Origin of the sequence: Nostoc sp. DedQUE02 (assembly GCF_034531035.1) — a bacterium.
Lineage (GTDB): Bacteria > Cyanobacteriota > Cyanobacteriia > Cyanobacteriales > Nostocaceae > Nostoc.
The window spans coordinates 39992-65038 of record NZ_JAVRBY020000021.1; the positions used below are offsets into that span (position 1 = coordinate 39992).

General features: G+C 40.5%; 21 protein-coding genes. 12 read left to right on the forward strand and 9 right to left on the reverse strand.

The window, feature by feature from the left end:
- Nucleotides 1-92 precede the first annotated feature (92 nt).
- The 4 genes from RMX98_RS17690 to RMX98_RS17705 all read right to left on the reverse strand — a co-directional run bounded on the left by RMX98_RS17690 (nucleotide 93) and on the right by RMX98_RS17705 (nucleotide 3443).
- Complete coding sequence (locus tag RMX98_RS17690) at nucleotides 93-2153, reverse strand: ribonuclease R family protein (RefSeq protein ID WP_322678070.1); 2061 nt, start codon at nucleotides 2151-2153, stop codon at nucleotides 93-95.
- A gap of 276 nt (nucleotides 2154-2429) precedes the next feature.
- Complete coding sequence (gene rpsR / locus RMX98_RS17695) at nucleotides 2430-2645, reverse strand: 30S ribosomal protein S18 (RefSeq protein WP_012411240.1); 216 nt, start codon at nucleotides 2643-2645, stop codon at nucleotides 2430-2432.
- 2 nt (nucleotides 2646-2647) lie between these two features.
- A complete protein-coding gene (gene rpmG / locus RMX98_RS17700) occupies nucleotides 2648-2842 on the reverse strand; it encodes a 50S ribosomal protein L33 (RefSeq protein WP_069069844.1) in 195 nt (64 codons plus the stop codon).
- A 43-nt stretch (nucleotides 2843-2885) separates the two neighbouring features.
- Nucleotides 2886-3443 carry an RDD family protein gene (locus tag RMX98_RS17705; protein WP_322678069.1) on the reverse strand — a complete coding sequence of 186 codons (558 nt, stop codon included), beginning with the start codon at nucleotides 3441-3443 and terminating at the stop codon, nucleotides 2886-2888.
- A gap of 1002 nt (nucleotides 3444-4445) precedes the next feature.
- On the opposite strand from RMX98_RS17705, the gene RMX98_RS17710 reads away from it, so the two are divergent.
- The 3 genes from RMX98_RS17710 to glp all read left to right on the forward strand — a co-directional run bounded on the left by RMX98_RS17710 (nucleotide 4446) and on the right by glp (nucleotide 9008).
- On the forward strand, nucleotides 4446-6905 hold the full coding sequence (locus RMX98_RS17710) for a diguanylate cyclase domain-containing protein (protein ID WP_322678068.1): 2460 nt from the start codon (nucleotides 4446-4448) through the stop codon (nucleotides 6903-6905).
- 158 nt (nucleotides 6906-7063) lie between these two features.
- On the forward strand, nucleotides 7064-7705 hold the full coding sequence (locus RMX98_RS17715) for a PEP-CTERM sorting domain-containing protein (RefSeq protein ID WP_322678067.1): 642 nt from the start codon (nucleotides 7064-7066) through the stop codon (nucleotides 7703-7705).
- Between the two features lie 37 nt (nucleotides 7706-7742).
- A complete protein-coding gene (glp, locus tag RMX98_RS17720) occupies nucleotides 7743-9008 on the forward strand; it encodes a gephyrin-like molybdotransferase Glp (protein WP_322678066.1) in 1266 nt (421 codons plus the stop codon).
- Between the two features lie 44 nt (nucleotides 9009-9052).
- On the opposite strand, the gene RMX98_RS17725 is transcribed toward glp, so the two are convergent.
- A complete protein-coding gene (locus RMX98_RS17725) occupies nucleotides 9053-10285 on the reverse strand; it encodes a cysteine desulfurase-like protein (RefSeq protein WP_322678065.1) in 1233 nt (410 codons plus the stop codon).
- Between the two features lie 391 nt (nucleotides 10286-10676).
- On the opposite strand from RMX98_RS17725, the gene RMX98_RS17730 reads away from it, so the two are divergent.
- Together RMX98_RS17730 and RMX98_RS17735 are read left to right on the forward strand one after the other, a co-directional pair.
- Complete coding sequence (locus RMX98_RS17730) at nucleotides 10677-10898, forward strand: DUF4327 family protein (protein WP_322678064.1); 222 nt, start codon at nucleotides 10677-10679, stop codon at nucleotides 10896-10898.
- A gap of 511 nt (nucleotides 10899-11409) precedes the next feature.
- Nucleotides 11410-11874: an EVE domain-containing protein gene (locus RMX98_RS17735; RefSeq protein WP_409881327.1), complete on the forward strand. Its 465-nt coding sequence runs from the start codon at nucleotides 11410-11412 to the stop codon at nucleotides 11872-11874.
- Between the two features lie 71 nt (nucleotides 11875-11945).
- On the opposite strand, the gene RMX98_RS17740 is transcribed toward RMX98_RS17735, so the two are convergent.
- The 3 genes from RMX98_RS17740 to RMX98_RS17750 form a co-directional block, all read right to left on the reverse strand.
- Nucleotides 11946-12770: a M90 family metallopeptidase gene (locus RMX98_RS17740; RefSeq protein WP_322678062.1), complete on the reverse strand. Its 825-nt coding sequence runs from the start codon at nucleotides 12768-12770 to the stop codon at nucleotides 11946-11948.
- Nucleotides 12771-13040: 270 nt separating this feature from the next.
- On the reverse strand, nucleotides 13041-14963 hold the full coding sequence (locus tag RMX98_RS17745) for an Hsp70 family protein (RefSeq protein ID WP_322678061.1): 1923 nt from the start codon (nucleotides 14961-14963) through the stop codon (nucleotides 13041-13043).
- A gap of 15 nt (nucleotides 14964-14978) precedes the next feature.
- Nucleotides 14979-15884: a hypothetical protein gene (locus RMX98_RS17750; RefSeq protein ID WP_322678060.1), complete on the reverse strand. Its 906-nt coding sequence runs from the start codon at nucleotides 15882-15884 to the stop codon at nucleotides 14979-14981.
- A gap of 286 nt (nucleotides 15885-16170) precedes the next feature.
- Here RMX98_RS17750 and RMX98_RS17755 point away from each other — a divergent pair, with 286 nt between their 5' ends.
- From RMX98_RS17755 to RMX98_RS17775, 5 genes are all read left to right on the forward strand, one after another.
- On the forward strand, nucleotides 16171-16962 hold the full coding sequence (locus RMX98_RS17755) for a hypothetical protein (RefSeq protein WP_322678059.1): 792 nt from the start codon (nucleotides 16171-16173) through the stop codon (nucleotides 16960-16962).
- 641 nt (nucleotides 16963-17603) lie between these two features.
- Complete coding sequence (locus RMX98_RS17760; protein WP_322678058.1) at nucleotides 17604-18854, forward strand: aromatic ring-hydroxylating oxygenase subunit alpha; 1251 nt, start codon at nucleotides 17604-17606, stop codon at nucleotides 18852-18854.
- 2 nt (nucleotides 18855-18856) lie between these two features.
- Nucleotides 18857-19348, forward strand: a complete 492-nt coding sequence (locus RMX98_RS17765; RefSeq protein ID WP_322678057.1) for an aromatic-ring-hydroxylating dioxygenase subunit beta — start codon at nucleotides 18857-18859, stop codon at nucleotides 19346-19348.
- A 58-nt stretch (nucleotides 19349-19406) separates the two neighbouring features.
- The gene (locus RMX98_RS17770; protein ID WP_322678056.1) at nucleotides 19407-20405 is read left to right on the forward strand and encodes a tryptophan 2,3-dioxygenase family protein; all 999 of its coding nucleotides are present in this window, start codon (nucleotides 19407-19409) and stop codon (nucleotides 20403-20405) included.
- A gap of 132 nt (nucleotides 20406-20537) precedes the next feature.
- Complete coding sequence (locus RMX98_RS17775; protein ID WP_322678055.1) at nucleotides 20538-21728, forward strand: aminotransferase class V-fold PLP-dependent enzyme; 1191 nt, start codon at nucleotides 20538-20540, stop codon at nucleotides 21726-21728.
- A gap of 544 nt (nucleotides 21729-22272) precedes the next feature.
- Here the strand turns inward: RMX98_RS17775 and RMX98_RS17780 are convergent.
- The gene (locus tag RMX98_RS17780; RefSeq protein WP_322678054.1) at nucleotides 22273-23016 is read right to left on the reverse strand and encodes a response regulator transcription factor; all 744 of its coding nucleotides are present in this window, start codon (nucleotides 23014-23016) and stop codon (nucleotides 22273-22275) included.
- A gap of 157 nt (nucleotides 23017-23173) precedes the next feature.
- Between RMX98_RS17780 and RMX98_RS17785 the strand changes: the two genes are divergently transcribed.
- Complete coding sequence (locus tag RMX98_RS17785) at nucleotides 23174-24238, forward strand: YheT family hydrolase (protein WP_322678053.1); 1065 nt, start codon at nucleotides 23174-23176, stop codon at nucleotides 24236-24238.
- Between the two features lie 193 nt (nucleotides 24239-24431).
- Nucleotides 24432-25037: a COP23 domain-containing protein gene (locus tag RMX98_RS17790; protein ID WP_322678052.1), complete on the forward strand. Its 606-nt coding sequence runs from the start codon at nucleotides 24432-24434 to the stop codon at nucleotides 25035-25037.
- Nucleotides 25038-25047 lie beyond the last annotated feature (10 nt).

The window sequence follows — 25047 nt, forward strand, 5'->3', positions numbered from 1 at the left end:
TTGGAGCAAGGCTAAAATAATTCGTAATTGATAATACTAACCTGTAGCGATTATTACTAATGACAAATGACAAATGACAAATGACAAATTAGTTAATTCGCGGCTGTTTGGGCTTCCTGATAAATTATTTCTTGAAACTGGATCATATCTTTTTGGGGATCGGCGTGGCTAACTTTCACGACTATTTGTTCGCCCAACTTCACAGAACGTTTGAAAGCCATTGGCAACTGTAAGCCCAAATCTTCTAACAAAATTAGGGCTAAGTTGCTGTCTTCTCGCAACCACATCAACACTGTCACATCCCAAGTTTCCTCTGGATGACGGCGTAAATACTCTAGTGCATAATATCTATTAGTTTGTCGTTCCACCATTGTCACCTCTTGGGTGATGCTGGTGACAGTCATCATCACTTCTTTAAGTTGATCTGCGGAAAATGGCAGAACTTCACCCCGCAAATGAGCTTTAATTTGAAAGTGGGTGAGTAAGTCACTGTAGCGGCGGATGGGAGAAGTTGCTTGGGTGTAAGTATCCAAGCCCAAACCAGCATGGCGCAAAGGCGTAATGCTCATTTCACTCTTGGGCATACAACGACGCATGGCGCAAGCGCGAACGAATCCGGCTGGAAGTAGCAGCAATTCCTCATCTGGAGGTAATTCTGGTTGCGGTTGACCGCGAAAGGGCAAAGGTATGTTATGAGTTTTACCATAACGAGCCGCAACTTCACCGGCAACAATCATCATTTCTGCTACCAGTTGCCGCGATGGGGAATCGTCCAAAATATCAATGTGGATCTCCTCGCCTTTGACTTTGATCGTCGCTTCCGGCATAGTGATGCTAATTGCCCCTTGAGCGTAACGCCAAGCTTTGCGTTTTTGTGCCCAAGTTGCGATCGCCGCAATTTCTGGTTCTGCTTGTACCCGTAATTGCAGCATTTCATCTACATCTTCGTAGGTGAGGCGATAAGTCGGCTTAATTAAGCTGGTGTGAATGCTGTAATCTTCTACTCCCCCAGTTGTCCCTAAAATAATCCCGAAACTGAGAGCACAACAAACCTTTCCCTGGATCAGACTCATTGGCCCAGTTGCCAATACCTCTGGAAACATGGGAATCATTCCCGTCGGTAAATAAACTGTACTACCGCGCTTTCTGGCTTCCAAATCTAATTCATCTTCCGGCACTAACCATCTAGTAGGATCGGCGATATGCACCCACAGGCGTTCCCGTCCATCGGGTAGTACTTCCCAACTTAGACCATCGTCGATCTCTGTGGTAGTTTCATCATCAATGGTGTAAACCTTCAGGTGAGTCAGATCAAGGCGGTTTGTATCTGAGTCAATCGGCGGGAAATCCAAACGCTGTTGCGCCACTTCTAATACCTTATGAGGAAATTGGATCGGAATTGAAGAACGCCGCAGGAACAAGTTTTCATTAGGACTCCAGCAACCCAAATCAACTAATAGTTGAAAGGCTCCTTGGGGTGTTGTAGGTCGTCCCAGCATGGTCATAGTTTCTAATACTGGAGCGCTGGGCGGATAAGCGCGAGCCAAGGAGTCATAGTTAACCCCCGTCCGCACCGTGTCAGCTATTAGCGCCGCGTATTTTTCTAGTCCTTCTAAGCGTTGGCGATCGTGGCGCTGCCACTCTACTGCTTCACCTTTGAGCGCCTGCTCTACACGAGCTAAAAATTCCTGCTGTCCTTTAGCTTTTAGTGCCTCTACTTCCAGTTGGTGCTTGCGTTCTGCCACTTGAGCAGCAGTTCTCGGCTCGTAAGCGTCTCCTTTTTGCTTGAAATAAAGTTTGTCGTCTGATAACAAGCAATAGGCGGCGTAACAAGCAGGCGCGGCTGATTCTGAAAATAGCAGATTCGCCATTTGGTCTGGGGTAACTGTTTCCCCATCTTCAACCAATAATTCCCAAGCCACTTCTAAACTAGATGGGTCTAAATAAGGCTTGACCTGCTCGAGAAAATTGGCAATCTCAGAGGGCTTGTAAGTCTCTTTGGTAACTGTATAGGTTATTTGTCTAGGCGCGAGGCTGTGGGATTGACCACGATCGTCTACGACAAACCAGCGGGTTTTACCGTCTGGACGTTCTACGATGCCCAGACGGCGATCGCCTTGAACCCTAAATTCAACTAGCGTCCCCTTCTCCACAACTCTCGCACTCTAATAATTTTAGATTTTAGATTTTGGTCGCACCTTTGGTGCGCTGGAAGCGCAACTTAGATTTTGGTGAAGCAGCGCGGTCTTGGGGGTTTCCCCCATGAGCGACTGCTGAACCCAAAGGGATATTATAACCGACAGCTATTAAATCCTAAGTCCAAGGGTTTTTCATGCAGCAATCTATTTTACACTCTCTGATTCAGATTTCAGATTTTGGACATTCTCTTTAAATAATCCAAAATCTAAAATTCCAAATCCAAAACTGTTTTAGCCTTCCGCATTGATAAATGGCAACAAAGCCACAATCCGCGAACGTTTAATTGCTAATGTCAACTCTCGCTGTTGCTGAGACGTAAGCCCGGTAATCCGACGTGGCAGTATCTTTCCCCGCTCGGTGACAAACTTACGCAGTAAATCAACATCTTTATAATCGATTGGTTCTCCTGGCTTGATCGGAGAAAGGCGACGACGGAAATAACTCATCTCTACTTAATTTCCTTGTGAACGGTATGTTTATTGCAGTGGGTGCAGAACTTTTTCAGTTCTAGCCTGTTGGTGGTGTTGCGGCGATTCTTGGTACTGGTATAACGGTTAACACCAGCAGAACGCTTATCTGGATTTGTCCGGCACTCAGTACACTCTAGTGTGATAATAATGCGGGCACCTTTACTCTTAGCCATAATCTTACAAACAGTGAAGCCTGAAGAGAATTAACACAAATGACTATCTTCTCACATTCCGCCGTATATTTTCAACTAATCTTTTAACTTTTATATCGAGCGAGTAGCCACGACGCGACGAAACGATGAAAGTTCCACAATAGCGATCGTGTAAAGCCTGCCGCATCTGGGTATCAGAGAAGGCTGTCCCGCAATCAATTGCTAGGGGAATTACTAGCAGTATAGCAGTGGGATTGGCTCTAATATTGCTCAGGGCAATTGACACTAACAAAGCACCCAAGCCAATAATCGCCTCTCGCTTCACTAGTGAAAGCAAATCGGGAATTCTGCCCACTACTTCCCCATCTTCGACTTCCAACACCTTTAAATCGAACGCCCAACGCCCTAAACTTTGCCCTTGATTGTTGTATACCACCACTACCCGCAAAAACAGCCAAAGTATGACAAAAACTAAGATTTCAAGAAATTGAATCCCGATATCGCTGCCTCCCAGTAGGGAACTGACTAACCAGACACCAAGGAAATCAAGTCCCAATGCCATACCTCGCCGCCCAATCTCAGCTTTGGGATAGTGTTTTTGGGGAAGTCGTTCGATAGTCATACAAAATAAGTATTTTATTTAGGGGTTGGGAAGTAGCGATCGCTCCTGTTTTTAATATATTAGGACTTACGCACTATACAAATTTATTATCTTGTAAATCAACGAAAATACGTATTTTCAGCCTTTGAGCGATTATCCTTTGATAAATAGTCCTGCCTAAAAAGTATAGAAAAATCAAGGTTTAATGCCTGAAATCCATATTCAAATATTTGGTATTTTCTGTCAAAGCTTAAGTTTTATATATAGCTAGCAATCTTATTTTAGTTATGAAAATTATCGATCCACAACCGTGTTTAGAGTCTCGCAGATAAGCCGCCAAGCGTAATGTATCCTTAGAGAAGAGTGCCAAATTGCAATTAATACTATAAGACTAATATTTTGTTTTGGAAATAAATATAAGGTGGATGAGCGCAAAAAACTACGTGTTTTTCTTAGATATTGGTGTATTATACTTTGATAATATACCTCATAAAAATACTTAAATTTTTCATAAATAGTCTACGAATCATATAGTAATATTGGTAATATTTCTGAGACGTTCTCTAAATATAAAAAATGTTTGAATCCTTCAAAAAAGATTTTATATCTATTTTTTAGGTGATTTCAATCGATTCGCAAACGCCATATTGTGAAGTTACTGCAAATCTTAAAAATTTTGTTCATGCTTAATTTATTCTTTGGGTATATTGAAATTAGATAATTAGTTAAATAAGTAATTTTAAATATTTTTTTATAATTACAAACTTATTTACTAGTATTGTATGTTAATACTTTCATCTGAATAATTGAGATATCAGAAGCGGAGCCGGAGACGTTTCCGTTAGCTCCAGTCAGAATTCAATATAAATTCTGTAAGAGTGGGTGACGAATATTGATTAAAAGCGAGTGGAATAGTGGGCGAAAAAAATTAATATAGTCTCACCTTAAAACTTTATCCTTTGATGGTAGAGTATTCACCACTTCTAAATTTTGTATTCTGACTCCTATTTGATTAATACTGCCATGTTCTTCAATCGTGTATCGGGTAATGAAATTAGTTTAGAGCAAATTATTCATCAAATTAGAAAGCTGACTGTGCGAATACATCAGTCATTTGAATTGGTGGAAATTCTCAAGGTAGTCGTCACCGAAGTTAGGACAACTTTAGATAGCGATCGCACTATTATTTATCGCTTCTTACCTAATGGAGATGGAGTAGTCGTTGAAGAATCTGTCAACCCAGAATGGATGCCAATTCAGGGACAATTAATTTACGATCCTTGCTTTAATGCCCAATGGGTAAAGCAATATCAACAGGGACGAATAGGTGTGATTGAAGATATTGATACTAAACCACTCGCTCCCTGTTACAAACAGCTATTAACCAAGTTACAGATTCGAGCCAATTTAGTAGTACCAATTTTAGTAAATAATCAGAAACTGTCTGGAAATTCTACCTCATCTCCTCAGTTGTGGGGTTTACTAATTACTCATCAGTGCAGTAGTCCTCGCCAATGGAGTTGTTTAGAAATTGAATTTCTACAACTGGTAGCAACACAACTGGGAATCGCCCTTCAACAATCTGCTATCAAAGAACGCCAGCGTGTGGAAGACGAGTTGCGCTGGCAGCAAGCTTTGCTGCGCTCCATGACAGATACTTCTTTGTTGGGATTCTATGTTGTTGACAATCGTACAGATAAAATTCTTTATTTTAACGATCGCTTCTGTGAAATTTGGGGTATTAAGCATTTGAAAACCCAGATGCAAATTGGCGAGTTGAAAAACAATGACATAATTCCCGATTGTCTACCTTTAATTGCAGATTTAACAGCATTTGCTGAATCCTGTAAACCGTTACAGTCTGAGGAGAATCGTTCCATAGTTGAGGATGAAATTTTATTTGTAGATGGCCGCACGATTCGGCGTTTCTCCAGCCAGATTCGGGATATTCAAGATCGGTACTTTGGCAGGTTATATATTTTTGAAGACATCAGCGATCGCTTACGTACAGAAATCGCACTCAGAGAAAGCGAAGAACGTTATCGTTCTGTCATTACAGCAATGGCAGAAGGTATCGTACTGCAACAAGCTGATGGATGCATTACTGCTTGTAACGAAAGAGCAGAAAAAATTTTGGGGCTAAATACTGAGCAAATGATGGGGCGAACTTCTATCGATCCGCGATGGAGAGCCATTCATGAAGATGGTACTCCTTTTCCAGGAGAAAACCATCCCGCCATCGTTACTTTACACACCGGACAACCACAATTTAATGTTGTTATGGGAGTTCATAAACCTGATGGCAGCTTAACTTGGATTTCTATTAATTCTCAACCATTGTTTCGACTCAATGAATTAAAACCCTATGCAGTGGTTGCCTCATTTACAGATATCACAGCACGGAAACAGATTGAACTTGCACTGCAAAACCAGGCAGAACGAGAACGTATGGTTTTTGCGATCGCTCAACACATCCGCCAGTCGTTAGATTTAGATGAAATTTTGAATACAACCGTTGCCGATGTGCGACATTTTCTGCAAACCGATCGCGTGATTATTTACCGCCTGAATAGCAATTGGAGTGGTACCGTCATCACAGAGTCTGTGGCAGAAGGCTGGAAGTCAATCCTGAATATGGAAATTACAGACACCTATTTTGTCGAGACACAGGGACAGTCCTATCAACAGGGTACGATCAAGGTTACTCCAGACATCTACATCGGCGGATTAACTGCTTGTCATCTAGAGTTATTGGAACAGTTGCAAGTCAGAGCCAAGCTGGTTGTACCAATTTTACAAGGCGATGGTCTTTGGGGTTTGTTAATTGCACATCATTGCCGCGCTCCTCGTGAGTGGCAACTTTGGGAAAGTGAACTACTTAAGCAATTAGCAACACAAGTAGCAATTGCCATCCAGCAATCACAACTTTGTCAACAGTTACAGCTTGCCAATCAGCAGTTAGAAAATCTCGCTATGGTCGATCAATTAACTCAGATTGCCAATCGACGAGTTTTTGATATCAACCTGAATCACATCTGGCACGATCTCTTACGAAAGAAATCTTTTCTTTCATTACTCCTATGTGACATTGATTATTTCAAGCAATATAACGATACCTATGGTCATGCTGCTGGAGACACTTGTTTAACCCTTGTTGCCCAAACTCTCAAACGAACTGTCAAACGTTCTACAGATTTGGTTGCTCGTTATGGAGGAGAAGAATTTGCTGTCATCTTACCAGACTCTGACAGGAATGGGGCTATCCGTGTTGCCAAACAAATTCATGAAGCTATTCAACAGATGAATATTTCGCATACTGCATCGCCTGTAAAGCAATGTATCACACTGAGTATAGGAATTGCGGCAGTAATACCTGTTACTGATTTGGTTACTCTCGATCTAATCAAAGCAGCTGATCAAGCTCTCTACCAAGCAAAAGCACAAGGGCGTAATCGTTCATTTGTAGATAAGCTTTACTTTTAGTATAACTCACCATAAATAAGGTACAAAATTCACTTTTTGAATGAAACTTGTCTAGTAGGATTACAGTTTTTATTTCCGACCCCTTTTCGCGGTAATGTGTACTAAGAAAAGGTAAAATCTTTGCTTGAACTATTTTAATTAATTTGGAAGTTGTATCGATGACACATCTGTTTATTAAAACAGCTATGAGGATGGTGGCAACTACTAGTTTAGTGTTAGCGATCGCTATAACCACCAACAACCTGGCTCATGCTGCTGAGTTTAACTTTAATTGGAAAGGAGACACTGGTTATTCAGCGAAAGGTTCATTTAACTACGATGCAACAACTGCTCCCAGCATCATTTCTGAAGCTGGTTTGGGAACTACGAAGAACTTACAGTCTCTCTCAATTTCCTTTTTTGATCCCTTGAGTAATCTGATAAATAGTTTCACTCCAGTGCTTGGCGGGGTATCTAACTACGGCTTTTTGAGATTCAACTTTGATAGCACTACCGAGCAAATCTTTGGCCCCTTTGATGTTGGCAAGGATGATGAGCTTCCTGGCGACACATGGCTTAATAATAATCTCGCGCTTATAGATGAAGGTTTTAGTGATGAGGTTTTAACAAAAGAATTTGGTTTTAATAATAGAGATGCAGCAGGCACAAAGCAAATCCTAGATTTAAGTAACAATTCGGTTCAGGTATCCAAAGTCCCCGAAGGAAGCATAATTATCGGTTTACTCACAGTGTGTAGTTTGGGATTTACCCTCAAGCAGAAATCAATCCAAAATCCAAAATCTAAAATTGGTCAGTGTTAGTTTACAGGGATAAAGAAAAAAGTCGGAGGCGATCGCTATGTTATCAGTCAGCGATGCACAAGCAATTATTTTAAATTTGGTGCAGCCGTTGGATCGTCAACGGGATACAGAAGTTGTAGATTTATTGACAGCAGATAGTCGCATTTTGGCAACTCCTGTCACCAGTCCGCTAGATTTTCCTCATTGGGATAATTCGGCAATGGATGGCTACGCAGTTCGCTACGAAGATGTACAGCACTCCAGCACCAAACAACCAACCGTTTTAGAAATTGTTGAGGAAATTCCGGCTGGGTATCAGCCCAAGTCTACGATTCAACCAGGGCAAGCCGCACGAATTTTCACAGGTGCGGTAATCCCAGCAGGTGCGGATACTGTAGTCATGCAAGAGAAAACACGCCGCGAGGAAAACCGCGTGTATATCCTGGATGCACCAAAATCACAAGAATTTGTTAGACACAAAGCATCTTTTTATCAAGCTGGAACACAACTACTACCAGCAGGAATTAAGTTAAATGCCTCAGAAATTGCCGTATTGGCAGCAGCACAGTGTCCGCAATTAACTGTTTACCGCCGTCCGCGTGTGGCAATTTTTTCCACTGGTGATGAGTTGGTAACAATCGATCAACCCTTGCAACCAGGGCAAATTGTGGATTCTAATCAGTATGCACTGGCAGCGTTGGTGAGACAAAGTGGCGCAGAACCGTTAATTTTAGGCATTGTAAAAGACGATCCAGTTGCTTTGGAGAAAGTTATTACTCACGCTGTTGCGATCGCTGATATAGTTCTCTCTTCTGGTGGCGTCTCAGTGGGAGATTATGACTATGTTGACAAAATTCTAGAGTCACTAAAAGCAAAAATCCACATTCGGGCTGTGGAAATCAGTCCAGGAAAACCCATTACTGTCGCCACTTTCCCCAGTACAGACGCGATTAATCGCGTCTCTCCACATTCAGCACTATACTTTGGTTTACCAGGAAACCCTGCTGCGGTGTTGGTGACATTTTGGCGATTTGTGCTACCAGCAATCAAGAAACTTTCAGGAATGACTGAAGGTTGGGAACCAGCATTTTTGAAAGTGCGATCACATGATGAATTGCGATCGAATGGTAAACGTGAAACTTACCTTTGGGGTAAATTGCATTTAATTGATGGAGTTTATGAATTTCACAAAGCTGGTGGTAGTCACAGTTCCGGCAATTTAATTAATTTAGCTCAAACCAATGCTTTAGCGGTTCTCCCAGTGGGTCAAACATTAATTTCGCCACAAGAAGAAGTGCAAGTTTTACAGCTTTGTAATTCGTAATTCGTAATTCGTAATACTCGTCTTTGGCGAGTATTACGAATTATTTAAAATATCTGCTCAAAAGCCTCAATCAAACTGTTAACTTCTTCAAGGGTATTGTAATGCACCATACTTACCCGGACTATTCCACCTTGCGATGCTAACCCCAAGTATTCAATCAGCCGTTTAGCATAAAAGTCGCCATAGCGAATCCCAATATAATGTTGGTCAACTTTTGCCGGAATGGTTGAGCTATTTATTCCATCGACAACAAAAGATACAGTTGGTACACGGGTTTGGCGGTCAGCCTTTGATTGACCAATTACTCGCACATTAGGCTTACTGTTGAGGTAATTTAGGAGGCGATCGCTAATATGTTCTTCATGTATGCTAATTAAATCAAATGCTTGCACCATTTGATTTCTCAAATCAGGTGCAGTTTCATTCCCATAGTGCAACTGTGCTAATTCACTTAAATAATCACATAAACCTAACATTCCATAACTTAATTCAAAATTGACATTCCCTAATTGAAATTTATAAGGTATATCTGTCTGGTCAATAAAATAATGGTTAAGACCAGGCAATCTTAATAAATGTTCTTCTTTGCCATAAAGTAAGGCATGATGTGACCCATAGACTTTATAAAAACTCAAAGTATAAAAATCAACATCTAAATCTTGGACATCAACTAATCTGTGGGGTGCATAAGCTACACCATCTACACAAATCATAGCGTTGCGATCGTGTACGAATGCAGCAATTTCTTTGATCGGGTTGATGGTTCCCAGGACATTAGAAGCATGAGTCAAGGCTACCAGTTTTGTGCGCTGACTCATTAATGGTTCTAAATCTGCTAAATGAAGTTCCAAAGTATCTGGGCGAACTTTCCACACTTTAACCTTAATTCCTTGTTTTTCAAGAGCTACCCAAGCACCAATATTGGCCTCATGGTCGCAATTAGTAACAATCACTTCATCACCAGGTGTGAAGGTTTGACCCAGACAAATTGAAAGAACTTTCAACATCATTGTAGTAGATGGCCCCATGACCACTTCTTTATAAGAATTGGCATTAATGAAAGTAGCCATTCCCTTAGTTGCTAAAGCCAATCGTTCTCCAGCCAATTGAGAAACCCCATAAGAAGCTCCCAACTGGACATCAGAAGTTAAGAGAAATTCGCTAATTCTATCGACTACCTTTTTCAGAGTTTGTGATCCGCCAGCATTATCAAAAAAAGTCCATTCACCAGCTAGAGCCGGAAAATATTGACGAACTTTATCAAGATTCAGGAGCATAATATAAGTTTTCTAGAGAATGTTCTTTACCCTAGCCTACCTTCTGACAAGTCGCCCAGAGAACATCTAGATGCTATTTTGGATACAGCTTGCCAGCCTTCTTTCTCCAGATATCTGGTGAAAATGTAGACAGAGCTAGCACTGCTAGTTCTCTACAAGGGTTCATAATGATGTATATTTAATTTCACCAGATGTTTTCTGCAAGAATCTATCTAGAGAGGGTATACTTAGATCCATGAATAACATCTTACTGAGATATCTAACTTCTAGTAACGGTTAATGTCTTGATTCTTCACAATTCTCGCCAATTTTCTTTGATAAGTTTAAGGGAGAGACAAAGCAACTATTGTTTTGATTCTTAATTCCTTGATTGAAAATAAAGGAACGACCTATGAATACTACCGTTAAATACGACATTGAGGTTATCAAGGAAGAAGCACTTCAACTTGTTAAAAAGGGACTTCTTAACCGTCAGCACCCAATTTATACCATCTGTAAATATATTCCTCATCGTGACTGGGTTAATTTTGAACTTGAGTTAGAAAAAAATGAATTTCTACTCAGAGATAGAATTATCGACCTATTGAATCAAGAATCGTGGGAAGATGATTGAGGCTGCATTTATAAGCTGAAGTAAATTAGCTAAATCCCAATAAAATTAAAAATTAAAAATTAATTTTTCAACCTTAAAAACCCTCGAATTAAGTTGAGGGTTATAAATAAGAGATTATTAAAATCATCAAGAAATCTTGATGGATAGCTTAGGTGCTTGAAAAAGCATAGCAATAATTCTCTGTTAAAGATTACACTAACGGTAGGCTTTGTATTTCGACTCCGGCTCCATCGAGCGACTTGTACTGAGTTTCGACACTTCGACTACGCTCAGTGCATCGCTACGCGGTAATCGAGCGACTTGCACTGAGCGGCGCCGAAGTGAGTCGAGATTCAACTATCGCGTAGTCGAAGTAAGTCGAGATGCTCAACACAAGTCTGTGTAGCCGCGACTTGCAGTCGCTAACATAAGTAATACCTCTTAGAGTTGTCTTTTAAGTTTGAAATAATCACCTCTCCTAAACTTACATACTCAAAATTGAAATACTTTTGTATATCCATAACTTGTGTAAATGAATTATTGGCTCATGAAATCAGAACCAGAAGTCTATAGTATTGCTGACCTTCAACAGCAAAGCGAGACTATCTGGGACGGAGTTCGCAATTATCAAGCTCGCAACTTTTTACGCCAAATGCATGAAGGAGACTTAGCTTTTTTTTATCATTCCAACACTAATCTTCCCGGTATTGCTGGGTTAATGCGTGTAGTAAAAAAAGATATTGCTGACCCGACCCAGTTTGAACCAAAAAGTAAATACTACGACCCGAAATCAAGTTCCGAATCCCCTCGTTGGCAAACAGTTGTAGTGGAATTCGTTGAGACTTTTTCTAACCCCATTTTGCTATCAATACTCAAAGAAGAGTTTAGCGCCGAAGAGTTAATGTTAGTGAGACAAGGAAATCGCTTATCGGTGATGCCTGTCCCTGAAGCTGTAGCTTTGAAGATTTTGGCTATGAAAACCGCTACGCTAACGTGATTCGTAAAATATTTTGAAGGAAGATTGATTAACTAGACATAATATGATTTATTATTGCCTATTTATTTAGTTCACGTCCATTGCACTGGATCTAATTGATAGTAACGTTGTAGTTGCTCATAAAGTGCCGGATGCTTAGACAGCAATTGGTGTGGTTTCTCAAAGAATGTCTCAGTTGCTACGGCGAAGAATTCTGCGGGATTCGTTGCGCCATAGCTATCCATTACCGTCTTTGCACCTTGTAGAACATCATTACAAAGTTGCTGATATGCTTCTGTCATCACCTTCGCCCAAATAGCATAGTCTGAGTTGTGTTGCAGTATCGGAACTCCTTCAGCTTTACCATCTTCTTGATCTAACTGATGGGCAAATTCATGAAGCACAACATTACGTCCATCCCTCCAGTTATTAATGTCTTGTTTGACTTGTTCCCAAGACAATACTACTTGGTCATTTGTCCATGATTCACCTAGTCTTGCTACACGCCTTTCCTCAACAACATATTTTCCAATGGAAGTTGTTTCCTGAACAAAATAAGCGTTAGGATACACCAGAATTGAACGAAGTCTGGGGAAGTATTGCCCACGTTCATTTAATAGAAGTAAACAGGCGATCGCAGCAAGAGTCAGTTTCATTTCCTCCGTTACCTGTAATCCTTTACAACCAATAAATTGCTTTTCTGCTAAAAATACTTGAATATGTCCCTGAAGTCGTCTGATTTCATTGGGAGAGAGACACAGATAAATAGGAAGATTATTCTCAATAATTGCATTCCACAGTGGAGGAAAAGGACGGTGTTTGAAACGGTTTCTTCGCCTTTTGACTAGAACAGGATTGATTAAAATCCCGGTAAGAATCAGCCCAACAATGAGAAATACAACTATTGTTTGAATCATTGACTTCTAAGCAGGTTACATATTTTAGTCACTGTAAAACAGAAAATTTAGATAACATAATTATTCTTGTTGCGTTTCAATAACTAAATTTAAATGGGGTTTTTCTCTCTTTTCTAAAGTTTACTAATTTCACATACAGCAGATTTCAAGTTAGTGAAGTACATAAGCTAAGTCCCAAAGGCAGATATAAAGCCTGTTTTACTTCTGAATTCTGGCTCCTGTTAGCGGATAGCTAAGGTTTAGCCCATACTGAATTATGCTGTATCACCACTATTGGATCAGAATTATGCAAGATTGAACTTTGGTAGAAAGGGTTTTTTGAAGTCCTTGCTCAACTTTGCTAATCAGTTTATCAAAAGCCTCTTGATCTGCTGTTAGTTGTTCTTGAAGAACTTTCTCTAACTCAGGCTTTATTTGCTCACACATATCCTCGATTTTTCTATCACTCAAAAAACTAGAACGAACCCAACTAGGTACATCCACATTTGTCTTGATTACTTCTTGAACACTCTTGCGATTTAGCTCCATTCCTGCCGCCATCACCGAAGCCCCATATACTAGTGCAATCGGCCAGGTTAAATGTCCAGTTAATATAAGAGTGATGATGCTAGCTACAGTGCCTCCACCAATTACTACATTGACAATAAAGCCCACTGTCTCAGCCAGAATAGCATCTCCAATTCGGAGTTCTGGATTAACAAAATTTGGGTCAATGCTATCCTGAAACCTTAAGCTGCTTCTAGGTATCTGAAACTTTCGACAGATTGGATCGGTTTGTGCAGCTAAATCGGGTTGGATTTTATTGCTAAACCAATAAGCGCATTGATGATTAATGATCTGCACAGCGCGATCGCTTTTGAGCCATTGTTCTGCACGACCGATCAAAGCTGTTTCCAAATCGGCTAAAGTCCGTATTTTGTTTTTTTGCCAATCTTTTAAACCAGGTTTAACTGCGTTGACAATTAAGCCATCTGTCAAAGGTTTAGTTAATGATTCGATTAACTCCGGGATATGCCTCTTAATCAAATCTTTGAGCTTGTTCGAGGTAAATAGTTTGTTGACTTCTTCCTTAAAAGCAGCAGCACGCAGATCCCATCGTCCTACTCGTGCTAATCCCAGTGCAATGCACCGTTCCGGTTCTGGATCGGGGCGAAGCAGCGTTTCTGGTTCGGGAAACATTTCTTGACAAAGTAAGTGGGTAAACTTCATCCGAGATGCACCGCCAGTCATCAGCAAAAGTTTGGGTACGATTCCAAGTTTTTCTAGCTTTTCTTTCGCCTCGGTTAAAGAGTCGCTAAACGATCGCACCCAACTATGATGCCCCAGTTCCGGTAAGGGCTGGTTTAAAATTTCCTCCATGATCAATTTATTGACTTGGGGAATAAAATAAATCTGTTCGTTAATCGACTCGAAGCCACGCGCAAAGGATTCAGGATCGGTATATAGCTGTTCATTAGAAAAGTAATCTTCTTTAGCTTTGCGACAAGCAAGTTCACAACGAGCTTGGTGATGCGGATATTCCTGAAAGACTTTTTCGAGTAATGCTTTTTGCTCGTGGTTAGCGAGAGTCCTGGCAAAAATAGCTTTGTCAATTAGAGATGCACCTAAAGTATTACTCCCGAAATCTATGGGTATCTCTTCTAAGCTCTTAACCAGAGTAAAATCTGTGGTTGAAGAACCAATATCGACAATTAGCACCGATGCAACAAGTTTGTCATACTCCAGTTTCCCGGCTTCCTTGGCTTGCATGAAAGCAGCCCGCGATTCGGGTACAACATTTAGTTGGGGAATGCCAGCTTCTTGAAGTAGCTTTTGATATTCGGTGCGATCGCTAATTGACCATCCTGAAGGGCAACCTATGTAAAAATAGCTACCTTCCCCACCTTCGAGTTGTTTACTTTCTTGCAAAAGTCGGTAGTAGGTTGCCACAAAAGTGCTGATTGTTTCCCGATATTTGGGATCGTTGTTGGGTTTTTGCTTGAATGAAATTGTCAGTTGGGTAACGCCAGCTTGAATTAATGCTTGTTCGCCAACAAGATAACCGAGTTTAGGATGCCAACCAAGGGCTGTAATTTGGTTCTTCTTGTTGTTAATCTCCAGCATCTGGGGGGGGTCGATGCTTTCTACTACAGCTTTAGCTACAGCCGTTTCACCGTGCCCCAAATCAAAACCGATTGTTTCTAAAATTTCCATATCCTTAATTGTCTATTATTCTCTAGCAGAGGAATATGTTGGCTCAATTACCCTACCGCGCCGAATCAAGCGATCGCCTTTCAACAAAGCCGGAGTTAGAGTTACGTGATCTTTGGTATCGGGGTCGATACTTGGCTCAAAGTCAAAATAATTGCGATCGCTATGCGGGTCATTTGGTCGGTAAATTTGAGCGTTAATTCCCTGAGACATTAAAATTTGTGGCAGAAGTTTTGCAAGTTCGTAAGCCATTTGGGGTTTATCAAGTTTTGATGCGCCCATTAGCCTTTGCAGAAAATTTAATAACTCTGGCAGTTCTTCTATTGCTAAGTCGCCTTCATGTTTATTCCATTCTTCTACTCTAGCTACTGCTAGGTCGATAGTGTTGAGAGCATCGCCAAGATGATCTAAAAATACTTTGCTATCAACCCTAAGCAGAGGTTTAGGTAATTCCAATAGCTCTGAAGATATAGAATTTTGCTGGTTGTTTGAGTCAAGTTGAAGTACAACTTCTATCCCTAGAAGTAGAGAAGTTAGTAAGATAGCCATCCATGCACCTGGACTAGTTTTAGTTAAAGAGAACAACGAACCTAAGATGCCTAGATAAATTAGCCCCTTTAGCAGCTTCAAGATTAATCTGCTGGAAAAAAGGTTTGTACTTGGGTTAGTAAATTGCTTTTGCTCTGTTGGAGCAATTTGAGAATAGTTAGCCGCAGCAAGAGTAGCGATGGACTGCCGCAGAGTATCCAGGAAAAAGGAAGCTAGACGAACTTGAGCCAAATTAAGCTTTTCAATGTAAATTCTTTCGAGATCATCAAGTCGGTTTTGAACCAACTTAACTATCTCCTCAATGTTAGTTGTGTTATCAATATCTGTCTGAAGTTGGTTGCGTTCTTCGCTAAAAAGTGAAGTGATTGTTTTCATTGCGTTGACTAAGACTTTAACGTTATTAATAGGAGTGAAATCAGCAGACAATTGCTTATTTCAACCTGTAAGGGACTTGCAGTGAAAAAAACATCCAATCTTAGAAGCGTAAGGTTTGGCGCCCCTACAAATTTACAAATAATTTTGGATAATTTATTTTTTGTCAGTCCCTAATCACATCATGACCGAATAATTCATAATTCATAATTATGTTACATCCGGGATTTAATTTTGAATTATGAATTAGGTTGGTTTCAAATTACTACCCTAATGGAGGAGGAGCAAAATGTTTATCAGTGTCATTGCAGACTACGGTACAGGAGATCCGGCATTTACAGAAGTCACACAACGCCTGCTGATGGCTTTTCCCCATGCCCAAATTCATTTGCTTTCGGTTCCAGCATTCAGTACATTGGCAACGGGATTTTGGATTGCCCAACTAGGACTTAACCCTGGGCCTAGCGATCGCCTAATTTATCATAACTGTGCCCCTCGTCAGGACGATCCTGAAGCCCGTCGAGACAATGAAGGTGAAGGACTAACTTATGCGCTTTTATCCAATGGTGTAAAAGTAGTAGGTGTGAATGCAGGCTACACCCTCTCCTTTATCAAAGACCATACAAAGGAGTTGCGAGTGGTCAACGTTTCTCGTGGTGGATCGCAGTTTCGCTCACGGGATGTCTTTCCTCCGGCGGCGGCCGCCATTATGAGTGAAGATTTTAGCGTTCTGGGAGATAGCCTCAAGAGTGAGCAAATCCCAGATGTTCCACCAAATCGAATTGCCTGGATTGATGGCTACGGCAACATCAAAACAACTATTGGGGCGCATACACTGAATTTAGAGCCTCAAAGCAAAATTGTGATCCGAATTGGAGATGTAGTCAGTGATGCAGTGTATTCTGATGGCAGCTTCAAGGTGTCCGAAGGAACTTTAGCCTTTGCTCCTGGTAGTTCCGGTTGGTCAAGAGGCGATTCAGGAGAACCAGTGCGCTTTTTAGAGCTATTTCTGCGAGGCGGGAGTGCTTGGGAACGCTTTGGCCGTCCCCGTGTGAATCAGCAAGTAACTCGAATTGCGTGAATTACTCACACTTACCGCAAGCGGTGAGTGTGAGCTTCTGATGCACATAGTAAGCTAAATGATAAAAGCCATATTTGGGATGAAATTAGCGATTGCTAGCGGCAAACCTTTATACTTAAGTGTATAAATAAATATATTTGTATATTATGTATAACTACAGGAAACACAAAAAAAGTTCAATAGCAAAAACCCTCTCTGAACATAGGTTTCAGATTTTTCTTGCATGATAAATAAAGGAGTAATAGGGGCTTGACGAGCTTAAACTTATGTGGTTAATATGTATCAGGATATATTACTCCCCGTATTATTTACTAATGAGTTATTGAATCTAATGAAATCGAGAAAAAGCGAATAATTAGTTAACTTAATTTTATTTGTGAACTAAAACTGCTAGCTGGCTTTATACAAGAGGAATTTACAGCATTTCTTGATGTGAATCTTCGAACTTACCCTTAGCTCGACTTTATCCAAAATTAAGAACACGGCTTTCTTTATTTGGCAAAAAACTAGTGTTTTTGCCAAATATTTTTTCCATGTTACTGATTATCGATCGAGTCCAAAAACTTAAAGTACTGCCCTAGAAGAGTTTAAGCCCTACTGTTTGTATTTCGTAAAAATGGATAAAATCGAGCTTAGTAGATATGGAAAAAACATCTCCAGACGCGAGTTTTGTTGACAAAAAAGTTTCTAATAAAACTATTTGTAACGAGATCCCCTATCGGTTCTATACCGACCCAGAAATTTACAAACAAGAGCAAACTTACATATTTGGGGGACGAAGTTGGAATTATGTCGGACTTGGTGCGGAGATCCCAAAGTTTGGAGACTTTAAGCGCAGTACGGTAGGAAGTATACCAATCATTCTTGTCCGCGCTAAAGATGGTACTGTGAATGCTTTTGTCAATCAGTGTACTCATCATGGAGCGCAACTATGCTTGCATAATTTTGGCAATGCTACATCGTTTCAGTGTCCATACCACCAATGGAACTTCGATACTCAAGGAAATCTACGAGGAATTCCGTTTCAGAAAGGAGTGAATGGTCAGGGTGGTATGGCAGATGATTTTGACCCTAAAAACTATGGGTTGCATAGGTTGAATGTTACAGAGCGGCATGGCGTCTTTTTTGCGTCGTTTGAGCCAAACATGGAAACCTTTGAGGAATATTTAGGTTCAACGATGCTCAATTATTTTGATCGTGTCTTTGATGGCAGAGAGTTATATGTATTGGGCTATTTTCGGCAAGTGATTAATAGCAATTGGAAACTCATTTTCGAGAATACCAAAGACCCCTATCATGCCACGATACTCCATGCTTTTTTGGTTACATTTGGACTCTGGCGTGCGGATCAAAAGTCTGAAGTCCGCATAGATGAAACAGGTCGTCATGCCTGTTTGATTTCGTCTAAAGGAAAACAGGTATCAAAAGAAGTGAAGACAGAGACAACTTCATTTGTTAACAGTATGAAGTTACAAGGCCCACAATTGCTGGAAGCTACTGATGAATTTCCAGGTTATGAAACTTGTGTAATGCAAACTCTCTATCCTAATTTGATTGTGCAACAGCAGGTTAATACTCTGGCAACCCGTCAAATTGTACCTTCTAGCCCCGATCGCTCGGAACTAGTCTGGACTTTCTTTGGCTATGCTGATGACACTCCTGAAATTAAGGCACAGCGTTTGCGACAGGCAAATTTAATGGGCCCGGCAGGTTATGTCTCAGCTGATGATAGTGAAATTTTGCAGTGCTTACAAAATGGAATTAATCCTTATGATCGAGAAGCCGCCATCCTGAAGATGGGAGGTAATGGTTGCGAGGATGCAGATCACATGCTAACAGAGTCGGCTATTCGTGCCTTTTATACCTACTATAGAAATGTAATGGGAGTGTAGTTATGCCAACGGACTACATGAATTTAGAGCAAAAAATATCTCGTGAAGAACTAGAACTTTTTTATTACGAGTATGCCAATGCCGTTGATGAGGAGATTGAGCGTTGGACATCATTTTTTACAGAAGATTGTGTTTATAAAATCGTTACTCGTGAAAATTGCGATCGCGGGCTACCTCTGGCATTAATGTACTGTGAAGGAATTGGGATGCTTCATGATCGCGTTTCAGGTATCCAAAAAACCAGCTTTCATGCTCCTCGCTACTGCCGACATTTAATCTCCAATATCCGTATTGTTGGCAATTCTGAATCAACATTGCACACTCAAGCAAACTTTATAGTGTTCGAGAGCTTGGTTGATAGTACAACCAATCTCTTCAATGCTGGGCGATATTTGGATGTGATTATTCGTGAAGGAAGTACGCTCAAATTTAGGGAAAAAATCTGTGTACTAGACGCAAATTTATTGCTTGGAGCAATCATATATCCAATTTAGACGCTACCGTAAAAATCAACTACAGCCCCAAAATTATCGGATAACTTTTGATAAAAAGATGAATGAAAAACTGGAACGGGTAATTAATTTACTAAAAGAGCGTTATGGCGATCGCTTCTTAGATTATATGGAAGGAACTGCGCTGCAACGAGACTTACATTATGATGATTATATTAAATTAGAAACACTTCTCTCAATTCAGAAACCTATTACTGACTACCATGATGAGATGACTTTTTTAGTTTATCATCAGCAAACAGAGTTGTGGTTCCGTCTAATAATTCACGAAGGTGAGCGTGCAATTCGTGCCCTCAGCGATACCCCATGCGATATCACCAATGCCACTAATGCAGTTGAAAGAATTAATCATTATTTTTCTACTTTAATTAATAGTTTTAATATTTTAATTGAATGTTTTTCAACTCAAGAGTTCCTGATTTTTCGCAAAGCTTTAGGTTCAGCGAGTGGATTTCAATCTACACAATTTCGCATCATAGAAATTCTCGCAGGTCTAGAACGAAAAGCATCACCTAGCGAAAGTTCAGGCTCTAATCCAGAAAATCACGAAACCAGGAATCAGGTATTGCCGAAGAAAGAAAAATTCTATTGGGAAAACTTAATTGCAGATAAACAACAATTAGGTGGCACAATACCCAATTTTGTCAAATTAAAAAATAAGGACGTTGCACATTTTAACTTTGTTGGAGACAAAGTTAAGCAATCATCATTACGCTCAATGTTTATTACTATCGTATCTCAGCGACTATCTAGCTCCAAAGATGCTGTAGAGTTGTTTGAAACATTATTGACTGAAGGACAAGAGAAAGACTTAATAGAGTTAGCAGAAAATTTACTAAAAATGGATGTCTCCATTACAGATTGGAAGCGTATGCATCTGAAGGTAAGTACCAAACATTTAGCTAAGGTGTCTTACGGAACTGCCGGATCGGATTGGGTGAAATATTTGAATAAATCGATCGCTGAACAACGGTATTTTCCTGAATTATATCTAGCTAACCAAAAACTCTGTAAAACAGTGCAAATACCGAGTGATTGATGCTTGTCCAGTAGAAAATTTATATCAGAAAATCTAAATTAGACTTTCTGTAAATTAGGTTTTGATTCAAATATTTTACAAATGAGTTAGGACTGCTATACATCTATTTTTTAATCATATTTATCACTAATTATGGACATCCTAGCTCAACAATATCGTCGGCATTTTCCAATTCTTGAAACTGCTTGTTATATGATTTCTAACTCACTGGGTGCTATGCCAAAAGAAGCCAAAGCAGAGTTGGATGTTTACACTAAATTGTGGGAATTTTCAGGTGTGGAAGCATGGCATCAATGGTTTCCATTAGTCAATGAGGTAAGTAGCTTGTTTGCCAACATCATTGGTGCAAATTCAGAAGATGTTGTATTAATTCATAACCTAACAATTGCTAATGCTATAATTGCCAGTTCGCTTGATTTTTCAGGTCAGCGAAATAAAGTAGTTTATACAGACTTGCACTTTCCCAGCATTTCTTATGTTTGGCAAGGATGGCAAAAATATGGAGCAAGACCTGTAGTCATTCAATCAGAAGATGGTATTACCATCGATCCAGAGAAAATTTGTGCCGCAATCGACGAGACTACATTAATTGTTCCGATTTCGCATGTTTATTTTCGTTCTGGTGCCCTTCAAGATGTGCGATCTATTATTGATCGTGCCCATCAAATGGGGGCGCTGGTGATTCTTGATTCTTACCAAGCCGCAGGTGTAGTGCCTATTGATGTCAAAGCGCTTGATATAGACATTTTAATGTCGGGTGTACTGAAGTGGTTATGTGGTGGGCCAGGTGCTGCTTTTATGTATGTTCGTCAGAATTTACAAGAACAGTTTCAACCGGCAATACGGGGTTGGTTAGCAGATCGCGAACCGTTCGCTTTTAATATGCCAGATGTCAACTTTACTCTAGGGATGCATCGCTTTCTTACCTCTAGTATTCAAGTTCCATGCTTATATACAGCAAGAAGTGGGCTGAAAATTATAACTGAGGTAGGAGTTGAAGCGATTCGGAAAAAGTCACTGGAATTGACGGATCGCATCATCGCTTTGGCGGATGAATTCGGTTTCACGGTCAATACACCACGAGATCCTGTGAAACGTGGAGGTGCAATTACTGTTAATTATATAAATGGTTCTACAGAGGACAGCAGTCGCATTACTCAAAAAATTTGTGAACATTTAATTGCTCGTCGTTTTATCGTGGATTATCGTCCTCCGCTTGGAATTCGGATTGCACCACATTTCTACAACACCTTAGATGAAGTTGAAGCGGTGATGCTAGAAATGCGATTACTCAAAGAAAAATTGATGTATCACGACGATTAAAATCGCCCGTGCCTAGCCCCCATAAATAGAATTTAGGGGCTTCTCGGCACGTATAACTCGGTAAACTGAGAGACGTTGCAATGCAACGTCTCTATACCATCGAAAAATCCTACCCATAACCCTGACAATTCAGGTTATGTGGAAAAGCTAACGATTGACCTAACCCCCAACCCTTGTAGCGTTGGCGGAAAAATCAAAGTCTTTCTCCTCAAAGGAAGAGAGAAATAGAAGTGAGGTTTTCTAGATACCCCTGAATTGTCAGACCAAGAAAGTCGGCGATTCAGACCCGCGACTGATTAAATCAGTGAACAGTCAACAGTTATCAGTTATCACAGTTTCAGTGCGGGGTTAAATCAGTGAACAGTTATCAATTTTGAACTGATAATTGATCGCTGATAATTAAGTGGAGGACTCTGACTCCCAATCGACAATCAAATTCTTAACTGATAACTGATAACTGTTGATTCTGGCTCCTGACTTCAGAATAGCTGAATTCTTTTTCAATGCCTAAATCATGGCTTAATTAAGGGTATTTAGCGTGATTTTATTCAACGACTGTTACTGAAGCCCCTTCGCTTGATGGAGGTACACCGGGTAATTCAAGACAGTATCCAGCACCATATACTGTCTTTATATAGCGGGGATGACGCGGATCTGGTTCTAGCTTGGTTCTCAAGTGGCGAATATGCACTCGAATCGTTTCTATGTCATCATCAGGATCGTAGCCCCAAACTTCTCTGAGGATTTCGCTAGGAGAAACCGTTTGACCGTGGCGTTGCAATAAGCAGTGAAGTAACTCAAATTCCAAGTGAGTTAATTTCACCGTCTCATTGAACCATATTGCCTCAAATCTTTCGGGAACGAGGGTTAATGAGCCATAGTTGAGAATTTCACTATGCTTTGCGGCTTGGGGAATGCGGTCAGTCCGCCGCAAAAGTGCCCGCACTCGCGCCAGCAGTTCTTCAACTTCAAAAGGCTTGGTGAGGTAGTCATCTGCGCCAGCATTGAAGCCTTCCACCTTGTCTTGAGTTTGGCTCAAAGCCGTCAACATTAACACGGGAATCTCAGAGGTGCGATCATCGCGGCGCAGGCGTTGGCAAACGGTAAACCCATCTACCCTGGGCAACATCAAATCGAGCATGATCAAGTCTGGTTGTAGCTGGAGAGCCAGCGCTTGACCTTTGATGCCGTCTTCAGCTTGACTAACATCGTAGCCAGCCATTTCCAAGTTGACGGCAACTAGTTCTGAAATCGCTGGGTCATCGTCTATGACAAGAATCCTCGGCATTCTTTAAAATTTATTACTACTTATTAAGGATAATTAACAACCTTTGATAGATACAAAGATTTTTGAATCGATTCTAAAAAAGTTTCTAAATCTTACATAAATATTAAGATTAAATGACTGTGAAATCAAGACTCAATTACACGAAATCTTATAGTCTATGATGTGTTATACTCCGCCCTACAATCCGTCTTGGTTTTTACAAAACGGTCTAATGATGACTGTATACACTGCTTTGTGGGGAAAACGTCACTGGCAAAGTACTACTTTATTACCAGAACCTTCTTATCACGAAAAAATCTTTATTGGTGGCCAAGGTGTGCCAATTTTTGGCTTGGTTGCCATCCCTAAAAATGCTCATAGCACGATAATCGGTACTTATGGCATTACTGGAGAGTTAGAGACGGAATGGTATTTGAGGGTGTTAGGACGTAAAGCCTATGCTCAAGGATACGCAATAGTGTTATTTGATTGGCGTGCCCACGGCAAAACGGCCGTTTTGTCCCCGACTCTCACCTCTGATGGTTTGTATGAGGGGGAAGATTTTGTTCGCATCGCTGCTGCTGCTAAGGAAATGGGATGTCCGGGTAAATTTTGGTTTACAGGGTATTCTTTAGGAGGGCAATTGGCGTTATGGGCGGTGAAGGTTGCTGGTGAGGTGATTAGGGAGGATGAAGATTTAGGATTAGAAGATAGCGATATTGGCGGTGGTATGGTAATTTGTCCGAGTTTAGATTCGGAGCGATCGCTATCTTATCTGGTTACAAAGCCTTTCGGTAGATATTTGGAAGCAGGGATTGCCCAAAATTTAAAAAAACTGGCGTGGCGGATTCATGATGCCCATCCTGGAAGCCTTGACCCAGCAGCGATTGAACGGGCAAATAGTATCTGGGGTTTTGATAATGAATTGGTAATTAACCGACTTGGTTTTCCTACTGTGGAAGCATATTACCAAGCTAGTAGTGCTTTACAAATATTGCCGCAAATCTCGAAACCGACTTTGATTTTATATGCTGCCGATGACCCACTTTTTGACCCAAGTATCATACCAGAATTAGAAGAAGCGTGCGATCGCAATCCCGTAATAGATTTGTTACTTACTAAGTACGGCGGTCATGTTGGTTATTTGAGCAGTAAAGAATGTCAACGTCAACTACAAGATTTTGACCCTTGGTGGGCATGGAATCGGATTTTACAATGGTTGGAGGAAAAGCGTAATTCGTAATTTTAAAATCTGGTAGTCCGATTGTACTAGGTTGTGAGCGCTCGTCAAAAAGTAAGTCATCTTGATAATTTTTTATCAAAAAGCCTAATTTTTACTGATATAGTTTGAGCTTAATTCCGAAAATCTGCAATTTGACGTTGTAACTTCCTCTATTACAGTCAAGTATTTTTAGTAGTTAATACTTATATATATTATGCAACTGAGGTTATTTGCTCACATATTACCAAGAGTAGCAACAGGTTCTGTGATTTCAGCTTTAGCTTTGGCAGTTGCCACCACAAGTAACCAGCCGAGTTATGCTGAGGCAAACAAGTTCTTCTGCACACGCGAAGGTAATATACCAGTTACCAAGGTACGCACCTCACGGGGAAATGAGACATTTATCCGTTGGGTAGTTCAAGATTTTAAAAAGTTTCCACCTGCACAGCGTTGTAAGATTGTTAGTGCTAGGTTCCAACGCTATTACGATAATGGCTCACTTTTCATCACCAGCCGAAATAATTTCAACAATTATTCAGTTTTGTGCATTACCAATCGCAAGGGCGCACCTTGTACATCAGAAAATATATTAGTCACTCTCAGACCAGGAAGTGATACAGGTGCGGTTCTTAAACAGATACTTGATTTCCGTCGTGGTGTTGAAGGTAAGCCTGTGGATTTGAGTGGATGTCAAGTTTTTACTGAAGACCAAGGTGATTTGTATCTTAATGTTAAGCAACTCGTAGACGGTCAGGAGTGTGGTCAATCGGCTTCTAGTGTTAACAATCCCAAAACTGAACCCGTAGAATCTCGCTTCTAGTTTGCAGTTT